The organism is Haloarchaeobius iranensis (assembly GCF_900103505.1).
Classification (GTDB): Archaea; Halobacteriota; Halobacteria; order Halobacteriales; family Natrialbaceae; genus Haloarchaeobius; species Haloarchaeobius iranensis.
In genome coordinates, this window is sequence record NZ_FNIA01000020.1 from 17,620 (window position 1) to 37,821 (window position 20,202).

The following is a 20,202-nucleotide window of genomic DNA, read 5'->3' on the forward strand; positions in this document are numbered from 1 at the left end:
AGCGAACGGGGGCTCGTCGGACCGTCGGTCCGACGGTGGGACTGAAAGGGGCGACGTGCTCGGCGTCTCCACGAGCGAAGCGAGTGGAGGCTCGGCAGACGGAGTCTGCCGGCGAACCCCGCCAAAGGAAGGACCGTGGTTCGAGAGAGCGAAGCTCTCTCGTCATCACGAAAGAGCGCGGAGCGCTCTTTCGAACGACAGCGTAGCGAGGACCGCAGCGAGGCCCGGGAGCCGAGCACGTCGGGGCTTTCTGGCTGTTCGCGGTCCCGGATGTGCTCACCGACGAAGGGGCTTTCTGGCTGTTCGAGTCCGGGCGTGTTCGTGTCACGGTTTCGGCGTTCGACTCCCACAGGCGGCCGAGACCGACGTTCCAGAGCCAGCCAGAGACCGATGACGCAAAGGGCCGCAGATTTATGCCCTCGGCCGGGAAACCCACGCCCATGTTCGACACCGTCGTCATCGCCACCGACGGCTCCGAGAGCGTCAAACGAGCGGTCGCGGTCGCTCTCGACCTGGCAGAGCGCTTCGACGCGACGGTCCACGCGCTGTACGTGATCGACGCGAGCGAGGTGGAGTCCTCCCCCGAGTCGGTCCGGGACCAGTTCCGCGATGCCCTCGAAGAGAGCGCCGAGGAGGCGCTGGCGGAGGTCACCGCGGACACCGACCTGCCGGTCGAGACCGCCATCCGCGAAGGCCGGCCGGCCGCGGAGATCTGCGCGTTCGCCCGCGAGGTCGACGCCGACGTGGTCGCCACCGGGACGCGGGGCCGTCACGGCGAGAACCGCTTCCTCATCGGCAGCGTCGCCGAGCGCGTCGTCCGCACCTGCGAGGCACCCGTGCTGACGGTGCGGCAGCTGCAGGAAGCGTAGCGGAGACCGATGCGTCGCGTGCCGTGGTCCCGACTGCTGGTCGCGTGTCTGTTGGTGACGGCGGGCTGTTTCACGCCGGACCGCGAGCGCCCGCGGGAGCCGTCGGACTACCGGGTCGCGGCCAACTCGGATGTCGACGTGCCAGCGAACGCGACGGTCGTCCCGCCCGACGTGACGAACAGCTACGGGAACGGGACCGCCGAGAACGTGGCCATCGTTCGGTTCAACGAGACGGCGCTGGCCGAGAACGAGACCGTCCGGCGGACTATCGAGGGCACGAGTCGGCACGACACCAACACGACGTGGATTCCGGCGGCGAGCTACAGGACGCTCTGGGACGTGTTCGAGCGACTGCCACATCGCACGTGGAACAGCAGCGCCATGACCGAGCCGAAGATAGTCGTCTACGTCCGGTACGGCGGCGAGGTGGTTAGGCTGGAGCTCGAGCCGATGGTGGCTGGGTAAGCACGACCGGCTCTCACACCCGGTACAGGAACGCCCGGAGCTCCGCCCACGCGGCGTCGTGCTCGTCCCAGAAGACGTGATGGCCGGCGTCGGGGATATGGACGAGTCGGCCGTCGGGGAGCGAATCTGCAATCTCGAGATCGTCCGCGCGCTCCTCGGGGTCGGCATCCCGCTTCAGGACCAGCGTCGGGGCCGCGATGTCGGGGAACGCGTCGGGTGTCGGCTCGAAGCCAGCGGCCGCGAAGCCCGCGATGTTCGGGTCGCACTCCCTGTTCGCCACGGCGACCCGTCGTGCCCGCTCGTCGGCCAGTTCCCCGTGCTCGGCGGCGATCTCCGCGACCGACTGCTCGGCCAGCCCTTCGACGCGCTCGCGGACGAACGTGGCCATCTCCTCGGGGGGCATGTCGGGTTCGCCGCGCCAGGCGTCGGGGTCCTCCAGCACGACTGCTCGGGGGAGTTCCGGATACCGGGCGGCGGCCCAGGCGACCGTCGAGCCGCCCGCGGAGTGCCCGAACAGGATTGGGTCGTCGAGGTCGAGGCCCGCCACGAGTCCGACGAGGTCGGCCACGCGGTCGTCGATGCCGTAGCCCCAGTCCGGGCCGTCGGAGCCACCGTGGCCGCGGGCGTCGTAGGCGACCACGTCGAAGTCCTCCGCAAGGTCCTCGACGAGCGGGAGTCGACAGCGCGCGTTCTCGTAGAAACCGTGGGCGAGGACGAGCGGTGGCCCCTCACCGGTCCGGTGGTACTGGAGGTCGATGTCGTTGGCGTGCACGGTGTCGGTCGTCCAGCCGTCGGGGACGTTCATATCATTGTGCGGAGAACATTGCCTGAAAATGTACCGGTATTGATTTCGACGATTTGATCTTGCATGAGTTTTTGAATAGATTCGGCCATAGTGACCAAAATCGACAGATACACCCACATTGTTTAAACTTCTGCTTTCCAGTTCTTTTCCCCCGATGCCAAATGGCAGAAAATGTAAAATATTTAATTCCGTTATTTTTATTACTCTCTGTATCTATTGGTGATTTGCATGAGGCCTAACCGTAGGAACTTCATGAAGCTATAGTAGTCGTTAGATATATTTGCAAAGCATTTCTTGTGGTAGCTAGTGGAGCACCTCGACGAAATCTCCGTCGAAGAGCTGCAAGATGCTCTCGACAACGTGGAGGGAAAGAAGCCAACAGAGCGATTGTTAGCAGCTATCGCGTACAAGAACGGTGTCTCGCAAGAAGAGCTAGCCGAGTGGTACGACGTTCACCGAAAAACGATCTACAACTGGCTCAAGCGACTCGACGCCGACGAGTCGCTTGAGCATGCCGTCGCTAACACTCACCGTTCTGGAAGAAATCGAAAGCTCTCAGAGACACAGCAACAAGAGTTCGAAGAAACTGTCCACGACCCACCTGAAGCGGTCGGGATCGACGCGCCGGCGTGGACGCCGGCGCTCGTCCAGCAGTTTCTCGAAGAAACGTACGGCGTCGAGTACTCCTATCCGAGTTGCCGACGATTGCTGAAAGAAGCAGGCCTCAGCTATCAGAAACCACGCCGTTCAGCCGCTGAAGCTGATGAAGACGAGCAAGAGGAGTTTCACGAGGAGTTCAAAAAAAGCAGCGGGAGATGGACGCCACCGTAGTCTGCATCAACCAGACCAAGAAATCGGTGCAGGTCGAGCCGCGTGCCGCGTGGTTTCCGCGTGGCACGCGCCCGAGCGTCGAACTTTCTGGACAGCGCGACTGGACGTGTCTGTTGGGCGCGATCACCGAGGACGGTGATCGCTTCTTCTCCCGATTCGAGGAGTACGTCACCGCCGATCACGCGAAACATTTCATCTTAGCACTATGTGAAGAGTTTGAGGATGACCTGCTCGTGGTGCTGGATGGCGCGCCGTATTTCCAGGCGTCGGCCGTCACGGACCTGGCGGCCCGTGACGACCTCGCCTTCGTGACGTTGCCGGCGTATTCGCCGGAGCTCAACCCGGTTGAGGAATGCTGGCGACAGCTACAACAGGCGCTCAGCAACCGGTTCTTCGACTCACTCGACGAGTTAACAACGGCGATCGGCACCGCTCTCGACCAACTCTCTGTCCCAAAAGTAAGCAATTACTTCTAACGCCTACTATAGTAGGTGCTAGTAGTTTGACTACGCTCATTTCCCATAGCGTCTCAGCGTACACTAACCCACAAACTAGTGTTCGAATCCGCCGAGACAGAGCCAATGGACTTAGCGAAACTGAGCTGCGAAATCACCGGAGGGCGGCGATACAGAACTGGTCCGATCGGGATAGTTCGGATTATTCTTTCGCAGTTTCGGAATTTGAAACTGAAGACGGCGAAACTATCATCGCATATAACTTCGATATAATCAACGGGTCACCAGTCGAGTTCATCGGAACCGTTGTTGAAGCCAGACCTCCCGAAGGACGAACTCAACAAAGGGTTGGAATCACTGCCGAACAAGTAACGGATATTCACAACAAAGCCGACGAAAAGGCTTCAGAGATTCAGAATGCAGGAGTCTCATCAAATTATTCTTCCTCATCGCCGGACGATTGGAGTGACTGGAACACACTGAACCAAACTGACTGGTACACCACTGACGGAGCCGACAACACATTCGGTGTAACGATAAACTATCGAGAAAACCCCGCAGATCTCGATACTCACGCAGTTGAGACGGAGGTTGATCTCATAGCGGCTGGCGTTGACAACGGTGATGAAAACGATAGCTACTGGCAAAACCATACGGCGAGTCTCAAACACGATTGGAAAGATGGAACTGGTATCGATGCAGAACTAGTGAATCGTGCACCGGGTAACACCGTAGGACAGACAACTTCAGGCTGGGAATTAGCAGCTTCTGCCGGTTACCCAAGTGGGGGCACATTTACTCTGGGATACTCTGAGTCAAATCAGTCGCCCGAGATCGACATCGACGACAAAAGTCAACCGTACACTGATAAGTACGTAAAACACGAAGCCGATATAAGCGGGGATGTCAGATATAATGCAGTCAATCTAAACACCGCGAGCGTTGCACAGTCCCAGTATGTCTCCAACCCATATGTTTACAACCCAACATCAGTCGAGATTAACCTAGAAGCAATTTACAAGCGAAACCCGATCTACTCGCCACCACTGACGACAAGTATCGATAAGAACGTCAGCTATTCACTGAACGATAACGTTAGCGACTAAGCCCGCCTCATCGGTATAACGAATAAGGTGGAAAACAAACTTTTCGAATTAAAATGAAACGAAGACAGGTCCTCGCTGCGATAGGTGTTAGTACATTGTCAGGCTGTGCGGCCCTGACACAAGGGACTAGCAATAAGAACTCACCAACTACCCTCCGAGATAAACCCGGTGAATGTGCAAATTCCCCCCAGTGGGAATCGCTGCAAGGCAATCCACAGAGAACCGGCACCTATACCGAAACCAGCCCAGCGTTCACCGAAACAACTTCCGAAGTAGTGTTTGGTAGAACAGTCGAAGGCACAACGCCAGTCGTCGGAGAGTACCACATCTACGTGACCGGAACGGACGGACTCTACGCCCTAAGTCGTGATTCAAAATCAACGGTCTGGAGCAAGACGATTTCCGATTTCCAGTCCTTGTCACCCCTCGTCGTCTGTGACCTCGTTGTCTTCCAGACCGGGAACCAGATTAGCGCGTTCGACACTGACGACGGCACGCTCAGATGGGATCGGGACTTTGTGACTGGGCTTGGCGAAGCAAGCCCGCTCGCCACGTCTGATGCCATCTACGCCGCTGAGCAGTCGAGTGTCTCGTCACTTACCTTCTCAGGCGAGCGGAACTGGGAGGCGCTCAATGGTGACCACGCCATCCACGGGATCGCCGCTTCGGACGATAGACTCTTCGTCACCGCATCGGTTCCAGACGACGGAGGCGGAGCCGTCCACGCGCTCACGCTCGACGACGGCGAACACGAGTGGCGTACGGAAGGCATCGAAAGCCACGGCGAACCGGTTGTCGGACCGGACGCAGTGTACGTACTCGAACGAGATGGACCAGTTCACGCACTGGACAGAGGTTCCGGCGAACGACGATGGCAGGTCGATGTCGAGTCCTCGGCAAACGAGGCACCGCCAACGCTGGACATAGCCAGTAATACTCTGTTCACTCCGACGAACAGCGAAGTCATTGCCATCGATACCGAGAGTCGAGACGTGCAGTGGCGTACCGACGTCGGCGGTTCGGATAGCGGAATCGCCAAATGTGGTGACCGGCTCTACGTGCCCGGTCGAAACGTCACGGAGCTCGATGCGACGACGGGCGAAGTCCTCTGGGAATCCACGGAGTACGCCGGAACCGGCCCCGCAGCCGTCACCTCCAACGCGCTTTGGGTGAACGCGGGACAGGAACTGGTCACGTTCGCACCATAGAACCGGCGACTTCTTCCCGCTCCCGCCACTCTCCCGGGGTATGAACGAGGAACTCATCGCTGACGAGGACATGCCGCTGGCGCGGAAGTCCATCCTGCCGGGCACCGGCTTCTTCGTGCCGGACGAGGTCGACGAGGAGCGACGCGAGCGAGAGGCCCGCGAGGCCCTGGACGGCAAGTCCGTGGCCGTCGTGGCCGACCCCGACGCCGACGGGCTGGCCTGCGTCGCGCTGCTGCGGGAGGCCTTCGGCGAGGCCGGGCTGGTCCCGGCCGGCCCGCACGACCTGGAAGAGGGTATAGAGCTCGTCGCCGAGTTCGGCGAGCCCGGACTGGACGTGTTCGTCTGCGACCTCTGCCCGGACAAGTTCGAGTACGTCGAGGACGAGCTCGACATGCTGCTGGAGACGGCCGACAGCGTGCGCTGGTTCGACCACCACCAGTGGGACCCCGAGGTCGAGCAGGCCGTCCGCGACGCGGGCGTCGACCTCGTCATCGGCGACGGCGAGGCGGAGTGCACCGCCGACGTGGCCGTGCGCTCGCTCGACCACGAGTTCGACGAGCGGTGGGTCGACCTCGCCGCGGTCACCCGCGACCACGACCTCTGGCTGCGCGAGGACGAGCGTTCCGACGACCTCGCGGACCTCGCGTACTGGCTCGACCCCGACGAGTACGTCGACATCATCAGCGAGGGCGGCGCGGACCTCCCGCCCGAAACCCAAGAACTGCTCGCCGAACGCCGCGTCGAGAAGGAGGCGCTCATCGAGAAGGCCGTCGACCGCGGCGAGCTGAAGGAAGTGAACGGCTGGACCGTCGGCGTCACCTACGGCCGCTGCTCCCAGAACGAGGTCGCCGAGGCGTTCCGCGAGCAGGGCGCGGTCGCCAGCGTGGTCGTGAAACCCGCCGGCTCCGCCTCAATCCGCGGCACCGACGCGTTCGAGCGCTGCCACGAGGTCGCCGCGCAGGTCAACGGCGGCGGCCACCCCAAGGCGGCCGGCTGCAAGCCCGACATCTACGACGACATGCTCGACATGGCCCACCACTGGACGACCCGCGGCGCGACCGCGAAGCAGGTCATCCTCGACGGCTTCCGGAACTTAGAGCCCGAGGACAGCGAGGGCGTCGAGACGGAGCGGTAAGGGTCACGACTTCTTTCCTGGAACAAGACACTTATCCCGTTAGTGGGAACTACCACCATGGACCGCCGTCGGCTCCTCACCAGTCTCGGACTGGTCGCTCTCCCGGGGTGTTCCGCACTGGATGGTCCGGAGACAGAAGCCGAGATGACGAGTGACACGACCACAACGCCCCCCGAGACGACGGCAACGCCGACGGCGACACCGACCGCGGAACCGACGGCGACCGTCGAACCGCCGGACTCCATCGCCGACGCGAACATCTCCTTCCACGTCGAGACGCTGCGCGAGGCGACTTCGGAGCACCCGGCGGAGATAGAGATCGGCGTCACGAACGAGGGGCGACCCCGGGACCTGAACTTCGTCGGCTCCGCGCCGCTGTCCTCGGAGTTCGTCGGCGACGGACCCGAACCGGAAGGGCTACTCCTGGCACCACACGAGCGTCACGATGCGGCCATCATCGACGAGAACGGGGACCACGAGTTCACCGTGGTCCCAGGCTCCCGACGAGGGGAGTGCTGGAACCGAATCGACATCCCGTACAGCCCGCCGAACAGCGGCTTCAAGATCATTCTGGGCCGAGAGGAGACGTTCACCAACACGTACTCGGTGCTCGTCAACAGTCCCCGTGGCTGTATCCCTGCGGGCGAGTACACCTTCGAGAGCGAGTTTCAGATACCGGACGATGGCCTCGTCGAGTTCGCCTGGGAGTTCTCGCTGACGTATCCGGTGACGGTGTAGGCCGTCGCCGACGAACTACGGACGGGGGACAGTCCGAGAGATCGCGAGAGTACGGGTGGCGAACGACTTCGACGAGTTCTGTGACTGGCTGGACCGGAACACGTAGCACTCGTTCACACCGACACCGAGTCGTTGAGCTCCAAGGCGACACCGAGCAGTCCGAGGAGGAAGCTGGCCATCATCGCTCCCTCGGCGATTCCGACGAGAGACAGGTTCGCCGCCGTGACCGCGACGAGTCCGAGTACCATTGCGAACTTGAGGAGGGTATCACCGAACGCGGAGTCCATACCCGCCTTTGTTCTATTTTCTTATAATTAAGTTGTGGTTGGAGCTGGAACCAGAAGACTATCACCGAACCGGCGTTCAGAAAAGTTCGAGCGACCTCGCAGTGAAGACGGCCCCCGCGATTCCGCACGTGACGACGATGGCCGCGTTCAGCGGATCTGGGTCAGTGTATCGGTAGTGGTAGTATTGAGTTCCCATCGTAAAGAACATGATTATTTGTCCGATCGTGTATCCGACTCTATCAGAGTCCACACACCCGATTGGACCGATATTCAGATAAAATTTTCCGTTCCCCCGATACTAAATTCTAGGTTGGCAGATATCTGTGGCTGGCACTCAGTTCGACAGTTCGGACATCCATCTCGGAGACGCCGGAGCCGAACGTCGACGACGGAATACAGAACCGGCTACAGTCGCTCCACGACCACGTCCCTGGACGGCAACCCACCGCGCGCACCTTCACCAAGACAGTTCTCTGCCGCCACCGCCGCCGCGAACCGCCCTGCCTCACCGGTAGGTTTCCCGTCGAGAATCCACGCATCCACCAGCCCGGCCGAGAACGCGTCGCCGGCACCGGTCGTATCGACCGCGTCGACCTCGAACGCAGGCACCTCCACGATGTTGCTCCCATCCAGCAACAGCGCGCCGTCCTCGCCACGCGTCAGCGCGGCCCGCGTGACCCCGCGCTCGCGCAGTTCCGCGGCCGCGTCGCGCCCGTCGCAGCCGAGATAGGAGCGCAGGGGCACCTCGCTCGACACGAAACAGTCCACTACCGGAAGGAGGCCGTCGATGGTCTCGGGCTCGGTCCCGCGGTCCGCCAGCTCTTCGAGCGGCCCGGCGAGGTCGAAGACGATGGGCGGGAAGCCGTCGTCCGCGCGGGCCGCCGCGACGAGCCGCGAGACGACCTGGTCGGGGGCGTACGCGCTGGTGAACACCACGTCCGCGTCGCGGCAGTAGTCCAGGGCGTCGTCGTCCAGCCGCAGCTTCGGGATGCTCTCGCCGCCGGCGATTATCATCCGGCGACCGTCGTCGTCCCGGAGGATCATCGCGTAGCTAGAGCGTTCGTCGCCGCGGGAGACGTGGCTGGCGTCGATGCCCTCGGCAGCAAGCGAATCGAGAATCCGGTCGCCGTCGTCGTCCCGGCCGACGCGGCTGACGACGCCGGCGTCACGCCCGAGCCGGGCGCAGGCGGTGGCGACGTTCGCGGCGACACCACCTGCTGCGAGTCGTTCGTCGCGGGCGAACGCGCCGCCGTCGGGTTCCGGCAGGTTCGTCACCGGGTAGATGCGGTCGGGGACGGCGCTGCCGACGGCGACGACGGTGGGCATCTACCGGGAGCCGGCGACCCACTTGTGGCTGTACGCCGCGCCGCAGTCACAGCGGGCGTAGGCGTGGATGACGTCGCCCTCCTCGTAGAGGCCGCCGACCTCCTCGTTCTGCTCCTCGGCGAAGGCGAAGACGTACTCGACGGTGCCGTCGTCACAGTCGGGACAGTCGCCGGCGGTGAGGTTCGGCGCGATGGTGCCCTCGGTGCCCATCGCCTCCTTCGCGAAGTTCATCGCGTCGGCGCCGGTCGCGGCCGTGAACGCGTCCCGGCCGCTGTCGCCGTCGACGACGACGACGATGCCGTCGGCGACGCGCTCGCCGTACTTCTCCAGCCGGCCGAGGTCGTCGACGAAGCTGTCGGCCAGGTAGAGTGCGATGTCCTCGGGCAGCTCGCCCGCCAGAAAGGTCTCGCGGCGTGAGTCGCTCATGGTCGGGATACCGTCTCGACCGATAAAAAGCACGCGAGTCGCCCCGAGTGGGAAGGTCGGGGCGTGCTCGCAATCGGAATCGCGGTTGCCTCGGGTGTGGGATACACCACGTGGGGTGACCCCGGCGGCGACGTGCCGCCAGCGTCGGAATCGCGTTGCCTGGATCGATGCGTCGGGACGACGCCTCATATCCGTTCGTTGGGATGGTTAGCGTGCTGTGCCGTTCCGGGCGAGTCTACGAGCGCATCCCGTGAGGGACGCGTCGAGCGGTCCTCGTCTCCGGTCGATGTCACCGGCGCATCCCCGGTCCAGTGTGAGACCGGAGGGGATGCGCCCGCAGACGGTACTCGGAGCCGACGAAGCTGAGGTGGGAAGGCTCAGCGTCGCCGGTTAGACCGCCACGTAGTCCTGGTCGCTGGAGATCGTGTCCGGCACGTTGACTCCGTAGATGGTTGTCGCACCGGACTGGTCGACGAAGCGGACCGTCGCTTCCTCGCCCTCCTCGAGTTCGTCGCCGAGTGCGGAGCTACCCATGTAGATACCGATGACCTTTCGTTCGGACGTCTCGCTGAGCACGACGTCAGACGTGTTGGCGAGATACGCGCTGGTTTCGTCAGTGTTGGCAACCGTGAAGTTCCCATTCCCGTATCCAGCAGCGGCCGTATCGAAGGTCAACGTCTCCGATATCTCGTCCGTCGTGACCTCCACGGTCGCGTCCTCCAAGTCGAGGTCGTCCGAACCGGCGGACTTCTTCACGGTGAAGTTGAGGTACTGGACAGTCTGGCTGCCACTGACGTTACCGCTGGCGGAGACTACTTCGATCTGATTGGAGACCTGTGCCTGCGAGTCCTGGCCCGTGTCGGAGGCCGTGGACTCGAGCAGCCCAGCCGTGTTGATGAGCACGCCCGCGGCGACCGCCGCGACGAGCACCATCGCGATGAAGATGATCAGCGTGCCGATACCGACCTGACCGCGGTCGCCGTCGTTCTCGGTGATGTCTGCGAACATGGATTAGACCTCCACGAACGTCTCACCGGAGATGCTGTCGGGCACGTTGACCCCGTAGATGGTCGTCGCGCCGGACTGATCCACGAAGCGAACCGTCGCTTCCGAGCCCTCAACGAGGGCACTGTCAACGTCGGTCACGTTGATACGGATGCTGACACGCTCGCTCGTATCGTCGAGGACCGCGTCATCGTCGCCCTTCAGCGAGGTCTCGTTGAAGTGCGTACTGTTCGCAACTGCACCGTACGAGAGCGTCTGCTGTGCGGTGTCCGACTGGTAGTCGATGGTCGCGTCCTCCAAGTCGATGTTGTCGGAGCCTGCGGACTTCTTGACCGTGAAGTTCAGTATCTCGACTGCGTCGTCGCCGTCGGTGTTCTCACCGACAGCCGTGACCACGTCGATCTGATTGGAAACCTGTGCCTGCGAGTCCTGGCCCGTGTCGGAGGCCGTGGACTCGAGCAGCCCGGCCGTGTTGATGAGCACGCCGGCCGCCACTGCGGCGACGAGCACCATGGCAATGAAGATTATCAGGGTGCCGATGCCCACCTGACCGCGTTCGTCGTTGTCTGTTACGTCCACTATCATTGGTTTACGTGGGGATGCGCCCCGAATAGGGCAACGGCACCTACTACTATCAAGGCCTGTATGGTTTCGAGAGCCGTTTCGATGCTCGACTCACGACTCGATACGGTGCAGGAAATGAATCGGAGTCGTACTGCTGTCTGTCGAAGTAAGAGTAGTCAGTGTCACGACAGTATCGCTACGGACCGGAGAACAGCATCGCAGAACTACCAGCTGTTCGACTATACTTCCAGCGGCGACGCGTCCAGCAGTATCCGGAGCGTCTCCTCGGCCTCCATCTCGTCGTCGAGCTCGTCGGCGTACCACGTCAGCAGCGACGTGAACACCTCGCGCACGTCGTCCGAGCGGATCTCCGTCTGTGCGACGCCGTCGTCGGTCTTCACCGCGATGTCGACGCCGTATCGTTCGTTCGCGTTCGCCAGCGCGTCGGCGGACGCGGGAGCCCCCGATGGGTCCCCGGACCCGTCGGCCGCCAGCCCGGCCAGCGCCGGGTCGACGTCCGGAAGACGGGTGCCGCCGTGTTGTTCCGCAGACGGACCATCGCTCGCCGAGACGACGAACCGACCGTCGCCGAGGTCCTCGCAGTGGTCCTCGCTCGGGGTCAGCTCCTCTGGCGAGAGGATGCCGTCGGCGCGTTCGTCCGTGTGCTTCGTGCGTTCGTTCATTGGTTGATGTGTGCCCCCGTGAGGCACGGTTTCCCCGCATCAGACGACGACGTACTCCTCGTCGGATATCGACTGCGGGACGTTGACGCCGTAGAGCGTCTTCGCGCCCGACTGGTCGACGATCTGGAGCATCGCCTCTTCGCCCTCAGCGAGGTGCGTTCCTTCGACTTGTGGACTCGTGACGTTGATGGAGACGCGGATGCGGTCGGATCGGTCGTTCAGCGTCGTGTTCGAGTCACCGCTCATGTTGATGAGCGAGACTGCGGAGTCGTCGTGCGACAGCGTGACTGCTGCCGAGTCCGACACCCACTCGAACGACGCCTTACTCAGGTCTATGTCGCCGGCACCGGCTGCCTGCATCAAGGTGAGATTTACCCTGTTGACGCCGGTGCCGTCGGCGTTCACCTCGCCGGTCGCGCTGACAGCGACGATGTGATTCGAGACCTGTGACTGTGCGTCGGTACTCGTGTCCGACGCCTTCGCTTCCAGCATGCCTGCCGTGTTGATGAGCACGCCAGCTGCGACAGCCGCGACCAGGACCATCGCGATAAAGATGATCAAGGTCCCGATGCCGACCTGCCCGCGGTCACCATCTTGTGGTTCCGTTACGTTCATCGGTAATTCACCCCGTGCGAGCAGCTCACTCGCGCCCTCGTGGACACGACCAGCTACGCGTGGCCCAGCAGGGCCAACCGGGAGTCGGCGAGACGCGATCCAGAGAGAGGCGTCTGCTGCCGACCGCCGCCAACGTCGTTCCCCGTCGTGGGGTGAGCCGATTCCTCGCATCACAGCGTGGGGGGTTTCCCCGTCGATGACGACGACGGACACGACCATCAACTCCGGTATGCGCTCAGCGTCTGTTTCGACCGTCGACTCAGTCCTCGATACGCGGGCCGAGTCGGCGTGCGAAGGCGTCCGTACCAATATACCGACATCCGTTCTACGAGGTAGCAGTGACTGCTGGGAGTACAGCGACCGTCGGCGCACCCGTCCCCGAGACCGGGAGCGACCGCGCCGAGCGTGCACGGGTCTACATCGAGAGGGACAGCAATGGGGCTTCGAGACGTACTCGCTGATTTCCTCAGCTCGGAGGGACCCCAGGGAGGGGACCCCACCGGGGCGGAGACCGACGAGGGCGACGACGACGAGGAGATGTCGCCCGAACCGGGCTACGACGTCCCGCTCGATGACCTCGACCAGGAGGAACAGGTCGAGAATCTCGAACACCGCATCGACTCGATGCAGGAGGACCTGGAGCGCAGCAACTCCCAGATAGAGTCGATCCAGAGCTCCCAGGAGGAGGTAGCCGAGCGCGTCGAGGACGTCAACGGGACGGTGCGACAGTTGCTCGGCATCTACGACCAGCTGACCGCCGGCGCGAACCCGTTCGTCGAGGGCGGAAGCCAGACCCAGATGAACGACGACGTCGACGGGTTCGGCCTGGGCGGCGAGCCCGACCTCGACGGCGCGACCGGCGAGATGCCGCCGGCCGACGCGGTCGAGAACGAGACCGAGACGGAAGCCGACGCAGAAGACGAGGAGCCCGCGGACGAGGACCTCGCGGACAACGAGGTCGTCGTCGAAGCGACCGAGCCGGGCGACGAGAACGCGGTCTCCTTCGACGACCTGAAGTCGGAGGTCGAGGCGGGCGAGGACGACTTCGAGACGGTCGAGGCCGGCGACGACGGCCAGCAGGCGATACAGGAGGACACCAATGCAGACGACACCCAACTGGAGGTCGAACCACTCTCCGACGAGGCAGCACAGATGAGCGAAGCAGCCGAGGAGTCGCGCTCGCACGAGCGGGCGTCGAATGGCTCGCGGACCGGGGCAGTCGAGTCACGGTCGGACGCCACCCTCCCGGCCCTCGCTGACACGTACGCGACTGACATTCTCGTGTTCGAGTGGCTGACCGACCTCGTGACGAGTGCGGGCCCGGCGGCGACGCTGCGGGCCATCGCGTACTACGAGGAGATCGGGTGGATCTCGCCCGAGGTGAAGGCGTCCCTCGAGGACGCCCTCTCCGGGCCGGACCTCGACATGACCGTCGACCCGAGCCGGGACCCGAACGAACTGAACGCGGAGGACCACGCGGAGAGCTACGAGTACATCATGAAACTGGACGCCATCCAGGAGACGATGGACGACACGGGACTGTAACCATGGGATTCAGCACGAGTGGCTCGGTCGCCATCCTGTTCGTCGGCGCGCTCGTCTGCCTGAGCACCGTCTACCCGGTGGTGGAGACAGCGAACGAACGGGTGACCGAGGCGACCGAGGCCCGCGACGACCGCGCGCTCGCAGAGGCGAACACCGCCGTGAACGTGACCGACGTCAGCTACAACGCCTCGACCGACACGCTCGTCGTGAACGTCACCAACACGGGGTCGACGACGCTGTCGGTCGACGGGACCGACCTGCTGTTGGACGGGACATACGTGAGCGGCGCGACGACCCGCGTCGAGGGCGATTCGGGGAGAACTATCTGGGTGCCGGGCGAGCAGCTCCAGTTCGAGCTGGCCGGCGTCACCAGCGAGCCGGGACGGGTCAAGCTCGTGACCGAGAACGGCATCGCCGAGACGGAGGTGCTGTGAGATGGCGAGTACGTCGGTGTCGAGCATGATCCTGTTCATCGCCGCGATGCTCGTCGCGGCGAGCGTCGCGGGCACGCTCGTCACGAGCGTCGGCGACGTGAGCGGCTCGATAGACGCCAGGAGCGCCGACGCCGCCCAGACCATCGACACGGAGGTCGACATCATCTCGGACCCGGGAAGCGAGGCGGTGTACGACGACAGCACGACCACGGTGACGCTGCTCGTGAAGAACACCGGGAACGGCCGGCTGCCGGCGGACGCCTCGAAGCCCGACGTGCTGGTCGACGGACAGTACGTCGGCGCGGCCGACCGGACGCTGACCGTCGTCAGCGGCTCGGAGTGGCGGTCGGGCAACGTGGTCCGCCTCGAACTGACCGCCGACCTCGACCCCGGTGAGCACCGCGTCGTCCTCATCGTCAACGGCGACAGGGAGGTGTTCGAGTTCTACGTATGAACGACTACTACTCGCTCGGCCTGACGGACTCGGACCGCGTCAACCACGCCTTCGGCGGCGGTATCCCCGAAGGCAGCGTCGTCCTCATCGAGGGCGTCGACGGCGCGGGCAAGTCGGTCATGAGCCAGCGCATGGCCTACGGTATCGCAAGCGAGGACGCCTACGTCTCGTACATCTCGTCCGAGCTGAACGCCGGCGAGTTCATCACGCAGATGCACTCGCTGTCGTACGACGTGGTCGAGCACCTGCTCGGCGGCCAGCTTCTGTTCCTCAGCGCGGACGTCGACACCCACCGGAACGGCTCCCAGCGCGAGCTGCTCGCGCGGCTCACCGAGCCGAGCCTGCTCTGGCAGGGCGACGTCGTGGTCGTCGACGCGTTCAGCGCGTTCCTCCGGAACGACCCGCGGTACGACGCAATCACCGGCGTCGGCGACGAGGACCACGCCATGGAGTCCGTGCTGACGTTCTTCGAGAGCATGACCCGCAAGGGGAAGACGGTCATCCTGACCGCGGACCCCGAGGCAGTCACCGAGCGGGGGCTCATGCCCATCCGGAGCGTCGCGGACGTGTTCCTCCAGATCGAGACGGAGACGGTCGGCCAGGACATCCGACGGACGGCCCGTGTCCGGCGGTTCACCAACATGAAACAGCCCGTCGACGACGGCATCGGCTTCAACGTCCAGCAGGGGCGTGGCATCACCATCGTGAACCGGACGGTGGCCTGAGATGGCGGAGTACGGCACCACCCGGATGACGACCGAACTCCGGGAGGCGAGCGAGGAGCACTCGCACCTCGCGGACCACCTCGCGGAGTTCAACGCGGAGTTCGGCGAGTACCCGTCGCTCGTACCGGACCCGGGCGACTACGAGTCCGACCGGCCGAACGTCTGCTACCAGGTGACCGACGAGGTGTTCGTCCACGTCTTCGGCGACATGGGCATCGACACGACGTACTACTGCATCGAGCCACAGCTCGACGAGGAGCAGCGCGAGGTGTACGCGCAGGTGCGCCAGCGCATCCTCGACCGCTCGGTCACGCGGCCCGCCCCCTCGGACGACGACGAGTTCGAGAACCACATCGACACGCTGCTGAGCGAGGTCGTCAGCGTCGGCGGGGCCATCAGCTCCTCCATCGGCGGCCTGTTCGGCGGCTCCATCACGGTCGACTCGGGCACCTACGAGTCGCTGCGCTACCACCTGCAGCGCGACATCGTCGGCCTCGGCCCGCTCGACCCGGTGATGCAGGACCCGGAGAACGAGGACATCCACGTCATCGGCCCGCACCAGTGCTACACCGACCACGGCACGTACGGGATGGTGGAGACGAACGTCGACTTCGGCGGGCTGGAGTCGTTCCAGAACTGGATCCGCAACATGGGCGAGCGGATGGACACGCCCATCAGCGACTCCCACCCCATCATCGACTCGACGCTGCCCGACGGCTCGCGTATCAACATCATCTACTCCGACGACGTCTCCGTGCAGGGGCCGTCGCTCACCATCCGCCAGGGCGAGGACATCCCGCTCTCCATCTTCCAGATCACGAAGTGGGGGACGCTCTCGCCGGAGCTGGGCGCGTACCTCTGGCTCTGTCTGGAGAACGAGCAGACGGTGTTCGTCGTCGGCGAGACGGCGTCGGGGAAGACGACGACGCTCAACGCCTCGCTGTCGTTCATCCCGAACGACTCGAAGATATACACCGCCGAGGACACCGCCGAGGTCAAGCCGCCACAGGAGACGTGGCAGCAGCTGCTCACCCGCGAGGGGTCGGGTGACGGCGACTCCGACGTCGACATGTTCGACCTGGTCGCGGCCGCGCTGCGCTCGCGCCCCGACTACATCATCGTCGGCGAGGTGCGCGGTGCGGAGGGGCAGATGGCGTTCCAGGCCGCCCAGACCGGCCACCCGGTGATGCTCACCTTCCACGCGAGCGACATCGTCTCGATGATCCAGCGGTTCACCGGCGCACCCATCAACGTCCCCGAGACGTTCATGGACAACTGCGACGTGGCGCTGTTCCAGAACCGCGTCAAGCAGGGCGACGACGTGCTCCGCCGGGTCACCTCGGTCCAGGAGATCGAGGGCTACTCAGACTACGAGGACGGCGTCATCACGCGGCAGGCGTTCAACTGGGACCCCCGCGAGGACGAGGTCGAGTTCACCGGACGGAACAACTCCTACGTCCTCGAGGAGCAGATCGCGACGCTGCTCGGCTACACGGACACCCGGCTCATCTACGACGAGCTGGACAAGCGCGCCGAGCTCATCCGGCGTGCCATCGACGCCGACATCCTCGGCTACCACGAGGTCAACGACTTCATCGCCGACTACCAGCGCGACGGCATGGAGGGGATCTCCATCGACACCGGCGGCCTCGGCCAGACCATCTGAGATGTCCACCGCGAACCCCTCGGGCGATATCAACGCCCGCACGATGCTCTCCTCGGTCCGGGAGGCGTACCGCCGCATGGAGATGTCCGCCCGGCGGTACGTCCTGCTCATCGTGCTCCCGTCGGTGCTGTTCATGGTCGGTAGCCTCGTCGCCGTCGTCGTGGTCGGCCTCCCGCTGGTCATCGGCGCCCCGATCGTGCTGCTCGGGGTGTTCGCGGTGTTCGCCGCGCTGGTCTACCCGAAGGCGGTCCAGGACAGACAGCGCAAGCAGATCCGCCAGCGCTTTCACCTCTTCCTGACCCACATCACGGTCCTCTCGATGACGAACATCAACCGCATCGAGATCTTCCGCACCCTCGCTGAGGAGGAGGAGTACCAGGCGCTCGCCGAGGAGATGGGCTTCCTGGTCGCGCTCGTGGACACGTGGAACCAGAGCCTCGACGACGCCGCCCGGATGCGGGCGCGGCAGGTGAACTCGCCGCTCCTGTCGGACTTCCTGGAGCGCCTCGCCTACACCGTCGGTGGCGGCCAGCAGATCAGCGAGTTCCTCATCGACGAGCAGGACTCCATCATCCAGCAGTACGTCATCCGCTACGAGGCTGACCTGAACAAACTCGACGTGATGAAGGAGCTCTACCTGTCGATGATGCTCTCGACGGCGTTCGTGCTGGTGTTCGCCATCGTCCTGCCCGTGCTCGTCGGCATCAACCCGACGGTGGCGGTCGGGGGCGTCGTCTTCATGTTCGTCGTGGTGCAGGCGGGCTTCGTCTACGCCATCCACGCCGTCTCGCCGTACGACCCGGTCTGGTACATCCAGCAGACCGCGGGCGAGTACCCCCTCGAGCGCGCCAGGCCCGCACTCGTCGCGGGCGGTGTGCTCTCGCTCGTCGCGTTCGTCATCGTCGGCGGTATCCTGCTCGGCTACCTGCCCGTGAAGAGCGACGTGCTGCCGCTGCCGGTGATGGCGGCCATCCCGGTGACCCCCCTGCTCATCCCGGGGTGGCTGGTGCGCCACGAGGAGAAGAAGGTGAAGGAGCGCGACAGCGAGTTCCCGAGCTTCATCCGCGCGCTCGGTGCGGTCGAGTCGGTCAAGCAGACCTCGACGGGCAACGTGCTGGAGTCGCTGCGGCGCAAGGACTTCGGCGCGCTCACGCACAACATCGACAACCTGTACAAGCGGCTGGCGATGCGGGTCGACTCCTCGCGCTCGTGGTCGCTCTTCGCGGCCGAGGCCGGCTCCTACCTCATCCAGAAGTTCGGGGACATGTACGTCGAGGGCCGCCGGATGGGTGGCGACCCGAAGATGCTGGGCCAGGTCATCTCGCGCAACCAGAGCGAGGTCCTCAAGCTGCGCGAGCAGCGCCAGCAGGCCACGACGACGCTCATCGGCGTGCTGTACGGGCTGACCGCCGCGTCGGTGTTCTCCTTCTTCGTCGGGCTGGAGGTCGTCGAGATGCTGATGACCATCGTCAGCGACATGGACCTGCAGGCGAGCCAGATGAGCTTCCTGCTGTCGACCGAGCAGTACGACGTCCAGACCATCGAGTACCTGCTCATCCTCACCATCGTCTTCAACGCGATGCTGTCCTCGATCATGGTCCGGGTGGCCGACCGCGGCCACATCCTCTCGGGCTACGTCCACTTCGTCGCGCTGACGTGGACGGGCGCGCTGACCGCCGTCATCACGAAGGTCGCCGTCGACGCGCTCATCTCGGTCTGAGACCCGGGGACCGTCCGCACCGAGACGAGGCACAGTTTCGGACTCGGAAAATCTCCCTCGTCGTATACGTCTGCGCAGGGCCTCGTTCCATCCATGACCGAGACCCTCAACCGCGACCGGCAGGACGCCTGGACGTACGCCCTCGTCGGCGGCTTCGTCGCCGCAGTGCTCGTCGTCGCCAACAACCTGTATACCGGGCTCGACACCGAGTTCTCGCTGAACGGCGTCCTGATAGGCGGTTTCGTCACCGGCTTCCTGGTCGCTCGAGCGTCGGCCGGCACCGACGTCGGCCGTGCCGCCATTGGTGCGGGCCTGCTCGGTGGCTCGCCGGCACTCGCCTGGTTTCTCCCGCCACTCGTCGACTTCGTGTTCTCGGGCGACGGGGCGTGGTCGTACTCCCTCCTCGAGGCCGGCTTCGTGCTCCTGTTCGTCGGGATACACCTCGTCTTCACAGCCCTCATCGGACTGCTCGGTGGTGTAGTTGGTCGCTGGGTGTTCGAACACCAGTCGGTGCTCGGTGAAACCCACAGCTGACCGTCGGTCGACGGACCCACGGGAGAGAACCGGGATCGTGGCCGACGCGCTCGTCGCCGTCTGAGAGTGGGCGGCGGTGAACGACCGGCCACGGTTTCCGACCCAGAAACTCTCGTCATCAGTATATGTCTCCGTGGGCCGACCTCTCGCCCATGAGCAAGTCCCTCCACCGCCGGCAGGACGCCTGGACGTACGCCATCGTCGGCGGCCTCGTCGCCGCACCGCTCGTCGTCGTGCACAACCTCTACACCGGGCTCGGGAGCGAGTTCTCCCTGAACGGGGTGTTCGTCGGCGGCCTCGTCGCCGGCTTCCTCGCCACCCGTGGGTCTGGCGATGCGGACCGCGCTGCCGCCGGTGCGGGCGTACTCGGTGGCGTCCCGGCGCTCGCCTGGATGCTCCCCGACCTGTTCGTGGTCGCCCTCGGTGGCGACGGGTCGTGGTGGTTCACGGTCGCCGAGGCGGCCGTCGCGGTCGTGTTCGTCGGGTTCGTCCTCATCATCGCCGTGGTCGCCGGCGTGCTCGGCGGCGTGGTCGGCAAGTGGCTCGCCTCGGTCGTCCGTCGGCGGACTGCCACCCACGGCTGACGGGCGCACCGAGCACCCAGCT

At 64.2% G+C, this 20,202-nt stretch carries 24 protein-coding genes; 15 read left to right on the forward strand and 9 right to left on the reverse strand.

The annotated features are described in order from the left end of the window. The first annotated feature begins 440 nt into the window (after positions 1 to 440). Entirely contained in the window at positions 441 to 869 is a 429-nt protein-coding gene (locus tag BLT27_RS14830; protein ID WP_089735265.1) for a universal stress protein, read from the forward strand. A 9-nt stretch (positions 870 to 878) separates the two neighbouring features. Continuing rightward, on the forward strand, positions 879 to 1,334 hold the full coding sequence (locus tag BLT27_RS14835) for a hypothetical protein (protein ID WP_175526478.1): 456 nt from the start codon (positions 879 to 881) through the stop codon (positions 1,332 to 1,334). Positions 1,335 to 1,347: 13 nt separating this feature from the next. Here BLT27_RS14835 and BLT27_RS14840 read toward each other — a convergent pair whose 3' ends face one another. Continuing rightward, positions 1,348 to 2,139 (reverse strand): alpha/beta fold hydrolase, encoded by a 792-nt coding sequence (locus BLT27_RS14840; RefSeq protein WP_089735270.1) that lies wholly within the window; start codon positions 2,137 to 2,139, stop codon positions 1,348 to 1,350. Between the two features lie 306 nt (positions 2,140 to 2,445). Here BLT27_RS14840 and BLT27_RS14845 point away from each other — a divergent pair. The 5 genes from BLT27_RS14845 (at position 2,446) to BLT27_RS14860 (ending at position 7,612) form a co-directional block, all read left to right on the forward strand. Continuing rightward, a protein-coding gene (locus tag BLT27_RS14845; protein WP_089735272.1) for an IS630 family transposase occupies positions 2,446 to 3,446 on the forward strand; the annotation gives its coding sequence in 2 pieces (ribosomal slippage) (positions 2,446 to 2,935 and positions 2,935 to 3,446; 1,002 coding nt in all). A 26-nt stretch (positions 3,447 to 3,472) separates the two neighbouring features. After that, the gene (locus tag BLT27_RS19285; RefSeq protein ID WP_139172358.1) at positions 3,473 to 4,531 is read left to right on the forward strand and encodes a hypothetical protein; all 1,059 of its coding nucleotides are present in this window, start codon (positions 3,473 to 3,475) and stop codon (positions 4,529 to 4,531) included. A 53-nt stretch (positions 4,532 to 4,584) separates the two neighbouring features. After that, entirely contained in the window at positions 4,585 to 5,739 is a 1,155-nt protein-coding gene (locus BLT27_RS14850) for an outer membrane protein assembly factor BamB family protein (RefSeq protein WP_089735275.1), read from the forward strand. A gap of 40 nt (positions 5,740 to 5,779) precedes the next feature. Continuing rightward, complete coding sequence (locus BLT27_RS14855) at positions 5,780 to 6,874, forward strand: DHH family phosphoesterase (RefSeq protein WP_089735277.1); 1,095 nt, start codon at positions 5,780 to 5,782, stop codon at positions 6,872 to 6,874. 57 nt (positions 6,875 to 6,931) lie between these two features. Continuing rightward, on the forward strand, positions 6,932 to 7,612 hold the full coding sequence (locus BLT27_RS14860) for a hypothetical protein (RefSeq protein ID WP_089735279.1): 681 nt from the start codon (positions 6,932 to 6,934) through the stop codon (positions 7,610 to 7,612). 113 nt (positions 7,613 to 7,725) lie between these two features. Here BLT27_RS14860 and BLT27_RS19890 read toward each other — a convergent pair whose 3' ends face one another. The 8 genes from BLT27_RS19890 to BLT27_RS14890 form a co-directional block, all read right to left on the reverse strand. After that, positions 7,726 to 7,899: a hypothetical protein gene (locus tag BLT27_RS19890; protein ID WP_175526480.1), complete on the reverse strand. Its 174-nt coding sequence runs from the start codon at positions 7,897 to 7,899 to the stop codon at positions 7,726 to 7,728. Positions 7,900 to 7,975: 76 nt separating this feature from the next. Next, positions 7,976 to 8,149: a hypothetical protein gene (locus tag BLT27_RS19895; protein ID WP_175526481.1), complete on the reverse strand. Its 174-nt coding sequence runs from the start codon at positions 8,147 to 8,149 to the stop codon at positions 7,976 to 7,978. 155 nt (positions 8,150 to 8,304) lie between these two features. Then, positions 8,305 to 9,225, reverse strand: coding sequence for a carbohydrate kinase family protein (locus tag BLT27_RS14865; protein ID WP_089735281.1), 921 nt, complete (start codon positions 9,223 to 9,225; stop codon positions 8,305 to 8,307). Beyond that, on the reverse strand, positions 9,226 to 9,651 hold the full coding sequence (locus BLT27_RS14870; protein WP_089735283.1) for a DUF5807 family protein: 426 nt from the start codon (positions 9,649 to 9,651) through the stop codon (positions 9,226 to 9,228). A gap of 390 nt (positions 9,652 to 10,041) precedes the next feature. Continuing rightward, positions 10,042 to 10,659, reverse strand: coding sequence for an archaellin/type IV pilin N-terminal domain-containing protein (locus BLT27_RS14875; protein WP_089735286.1), 618 nt, complete (start codon positions 10,657 to 10,659; stop codon positions 10,042 to 10,044). Positions 10,660 to 10,662: 3 nt separating this feature from the next. Beyond that, entirely contained in the window at positions 10,663 to 11,241 is a 579-nt protein-coding gene (locus tag BLT27_RS14880) for an archaellin/type IV pilin N-terminal domain-containing protein (RefSeq protein WP_089735287.1), read from the reverse strand. 218 nt (positions 11,242 to 11,459) lie between these two features. After that, positions 11,460 to 11,903 (reverse strand): DUF7500 family protein, encoded by a 444-nt coding sequence (locus BLT27_RS14885; protein ID WP_089735289.1) that lies wholly within the window; start codon positions 11,901 to 11,903, stop codon positions 11,460 to 11,462. Positions 11,904 to 11,942: 39 nt separating this feature from the next. Beyond that, positions 11,943 to 12,518, reverse strand: coding sequence for an archaellin/type IV pilin N-terminal domain-containing protein (locus BLT27_RS14890; RefSeq protein WP_089735291.1), 576 nt, complete (start codon positions 12,516 to 12,518; stop codon positions 11,943 to 11,945). Between the two features lie 435 nt (positions 12,519 to 12,953). Here BLT27_RS14890 and BLT27_RS14895 point away from each other — a divergent pair, with 435 nt between their 5' ends. The 8 genes from BLT27_RS14895 to BLT27_RS14930 all read left to right on the forward strand — a co-directional run bounded on the left by BLT27_RS14895 (position 12,954) and on the right by BLT27_RS14930 (position 20,180). Then, positions 12,954 to 14,063, forward strand: a complete 1,110-nt coding sequence (locus BLT27_RS14895) for a FlaD/FlaE family flagellar protein (RefSeq protein WP_089735293.1) — start codon at positions 12,954 to 12,956, stop codon at positions 14,061 to 14,063. 2 nt (positions 14,064 to 14,065) lie between these two features. After that, positions 14,066 to 14,497, forward strand: a complete 432-nt coding sequence (locus BLT27_RS14900) for an archaellum stator protein ArlF (protein ID WP_089735295.1) — start codon at positions 14,066 to 14,068, stop codon at positions 14,495 to 14,497. Position 14,498: 1 nt separating this feature from the next. Further along, on the forward strand, positions 14,499 to 14,951 hold the full coding sequence (locus tag BLT27_RS14905; RefSeq protein ID WP_089735297.1) for an archaellum stator protein ArlG: 453 nt from the start codon (positions 14,499 to 14,501) through the stop codon (positions 14,949 to 14,951). Further along, positions 14,948 to 15,676, forward strand: coding sequence for an archaellum protein ArlH (locus BLT27_RS14910; RefSeq protein WP_089735299.1), 729 nt, complete (start codon positions 14,948 to 14,950; stop codon positions 15,674 to 15,676). The genes BLT27_RS14905 and BLT27_RS14910 overlap by 4 nt, the downstream gene beginning before the upstream one ends. Position 15,677: 1 nt before the next feature. Next, a complete protein-coding gene (locus tag BLT27_RS14915; RefSeq protein WP_089735301.1) occupies positions 15,678 to 17,342 on the forward strand; it encodes a type II/IV secretion system ATPase subunit in 1,665 nt (554 codons plus the stop codon). 1 nt (position 17,343) lies between these two features. Then, positions 17,344 to 19,062 carry an archaellar assembly protein FlaJ gene (gene flaJ / locus BLT27_RS14920; RefSeq protein WP_089735303.1) on the forward strand — a complete coding sequence of 573 codons (1,719 nt, stop codon included), beginning with the start codon at positions 17,344 to 17,346 and terminating at the stop codon, positions 19,060 to 19,062. Between the two features lie 93 nt (positions 19,063 to 19,155). Next, on the forward strand, positions 19,156 to 19,596 hold the full coding sequence (locus BLT27_RS14925) for a DUF5518 domain-containing protein (RefSeq protein ID WP_089735304.1): 441 nt from the start codon (positions 19,156 to 19,158) through the stop codon (positions 19,594 to 19,596). Positions 19,597 to 19,748: 152 nt separating this feature from the next. Further along, entirely contained in the window at positions 19,749 to 20,180 is a 432-nt protein-coding gene (locus BLT27_RS14930) for a DUF5518 domain-containing protein (protein ID WP_089735306.1), read from the forward strand. Positions 20,181 to 20,202 lie beyond the last annotated feature (22 nt).

Coding starts and splice junctions, on each gene's coding strand:
- BLT27_RS14835 (WP_175526478.1), top strand. CDS start 879: ATGCGTCGCGTGCCGTGGTCCCGACTGCTGGTCGCGTGTCTGTTGGTG.
- BLT27_RS14910 (WP_089735299.1), top strand. CDS start 14,948: ATGAACGACTACTACTCGCTCGGCCTGACGGACTCGGACCGCGTCAAC.
- BLT27_RS14855 (WP_089735277.1), top strand. CDS start 5,780: ATGAACGAGGAACTCATCGCTGACGAGGACATGCCGCTGGCGCGGAAG.
- BLT27_RS19890 (WP_175526480.1), bottom strand. CDS start 7,899: ATGGACTCCGCGTTCGGTGATACCCTCCTCAAGTTCGCAATGGTACTC.
- BLT27_RS14915 (WP_089735301.1), top strand. CDS start 15,678: ATGGCGGAGTACGGCACCACCCGGATGACGACCGAACTCCGGGAGGCG.
- BLT27_RS14860 (WP_089735279.1), top strand. CDS start 6,932: ATGGACCGCCGTCGGCTCCTCACCAGTCTCGGACTGGTCGCTCTCCCG.
- BLT27_RS14890 (WP_089735291.1), bottom strand. CDS start 12,518: ATGAACGTAACGGAACCACAAGATGGTGACCGCGGGCAGGTCGGCATC.
- BLT27_RS14875 (WP_089735286.1), bottom strand. CDS start 10,659: ATGTTCGCAGACATCACCGAGAACGACGGCGACCGCGGTCAGGTCGGT.
- BLT27_RS14930 (WP_089735306.1), top strand. CDS start 19,749: ATGAGCAAGTCCCTCCACCGCCGGCAGGACGCCTGGACGTACGCCATC.
- BLT27_RS14900 (WP_089735295.1), top strand. CDS start 14,066: ATGGGATTCAGCACGAGTGGCTCGGTCGCCATCCTGTTCGTCGGCGCG.
- BLT27_RS14865 (WP_089735281.1), bottom strand. CDS start 9,225: ATGCCCACCGTCGTCGCCGTCGGCAGCGCCGTCCCCGACCGCATCTAC.
- BLT27_RS14830 (WP_089735265.1), top strand. CDS start 441: ATGTTCGACACCGTCGTCATCGCCACCGACGGCTCCGAGAGCGTCAAA.
- BLT27_RS14925 (WP_089735304.1), top strand. CDS start 19,156: ATGACCGAGACCCTCAACCGCGACCGGCAGGACGCCTGGACGTACGCC.
- flaJ (WP_089735303.1), top strand. CDS start 17,344: ATGTCCACCGCGAACCCCTCGGGCGATATCAACGCCCGCACGATGCTC.
- BLT27_RS14850 (WP_089735275.1), top strand. CDS start 4,585: ATGAAACGAAGACAGGTCCTCGCTGCGATAGGTGTTAGTACATTGTCA.
- BLT27_RS14895 (WP_089735293.1), top strand. CDS start 12,954: ATGGGGCTTCGAGACGTACTCGCTGATTTCCTCAGCTCGGAGGGACCC.
- BLT27_RS14905 (WP_089735297.1), top strand. CDS start 14,499: ATGGCGAGTACGTCGGTGTCGAGCATGATCCTGTTCATCGCCGCGATG.
- BLT27_RS14880 (WP_089735287.1), bottom strand. CDS start 11,241: ATGATAGTGGACGTAACAGACAACGACGAACGCGGTCAGGTGGGCATC.
- BLT27_RS14840 (WP_089735270.1), bottom strand. CDS start 2,139: ATGAACGTCCCCGACGGCTGGACGACCGACACCGTGCACGCCAACGAC.
- BLT27_RS14885 (WP_089735289.1), bottom strand. CDS start 11,903: ATGAACGAACGCACGAAGCACACGGACGAACGCGCCGACGGCATCCTC.
- BLT27_RS14870 (WP_089735283.1), bottom strand. CDS start 9,651: ATGAGCGACTCACGCCGCGAGACCTTTCTGGCGGGCGAGCTGCCCGAG.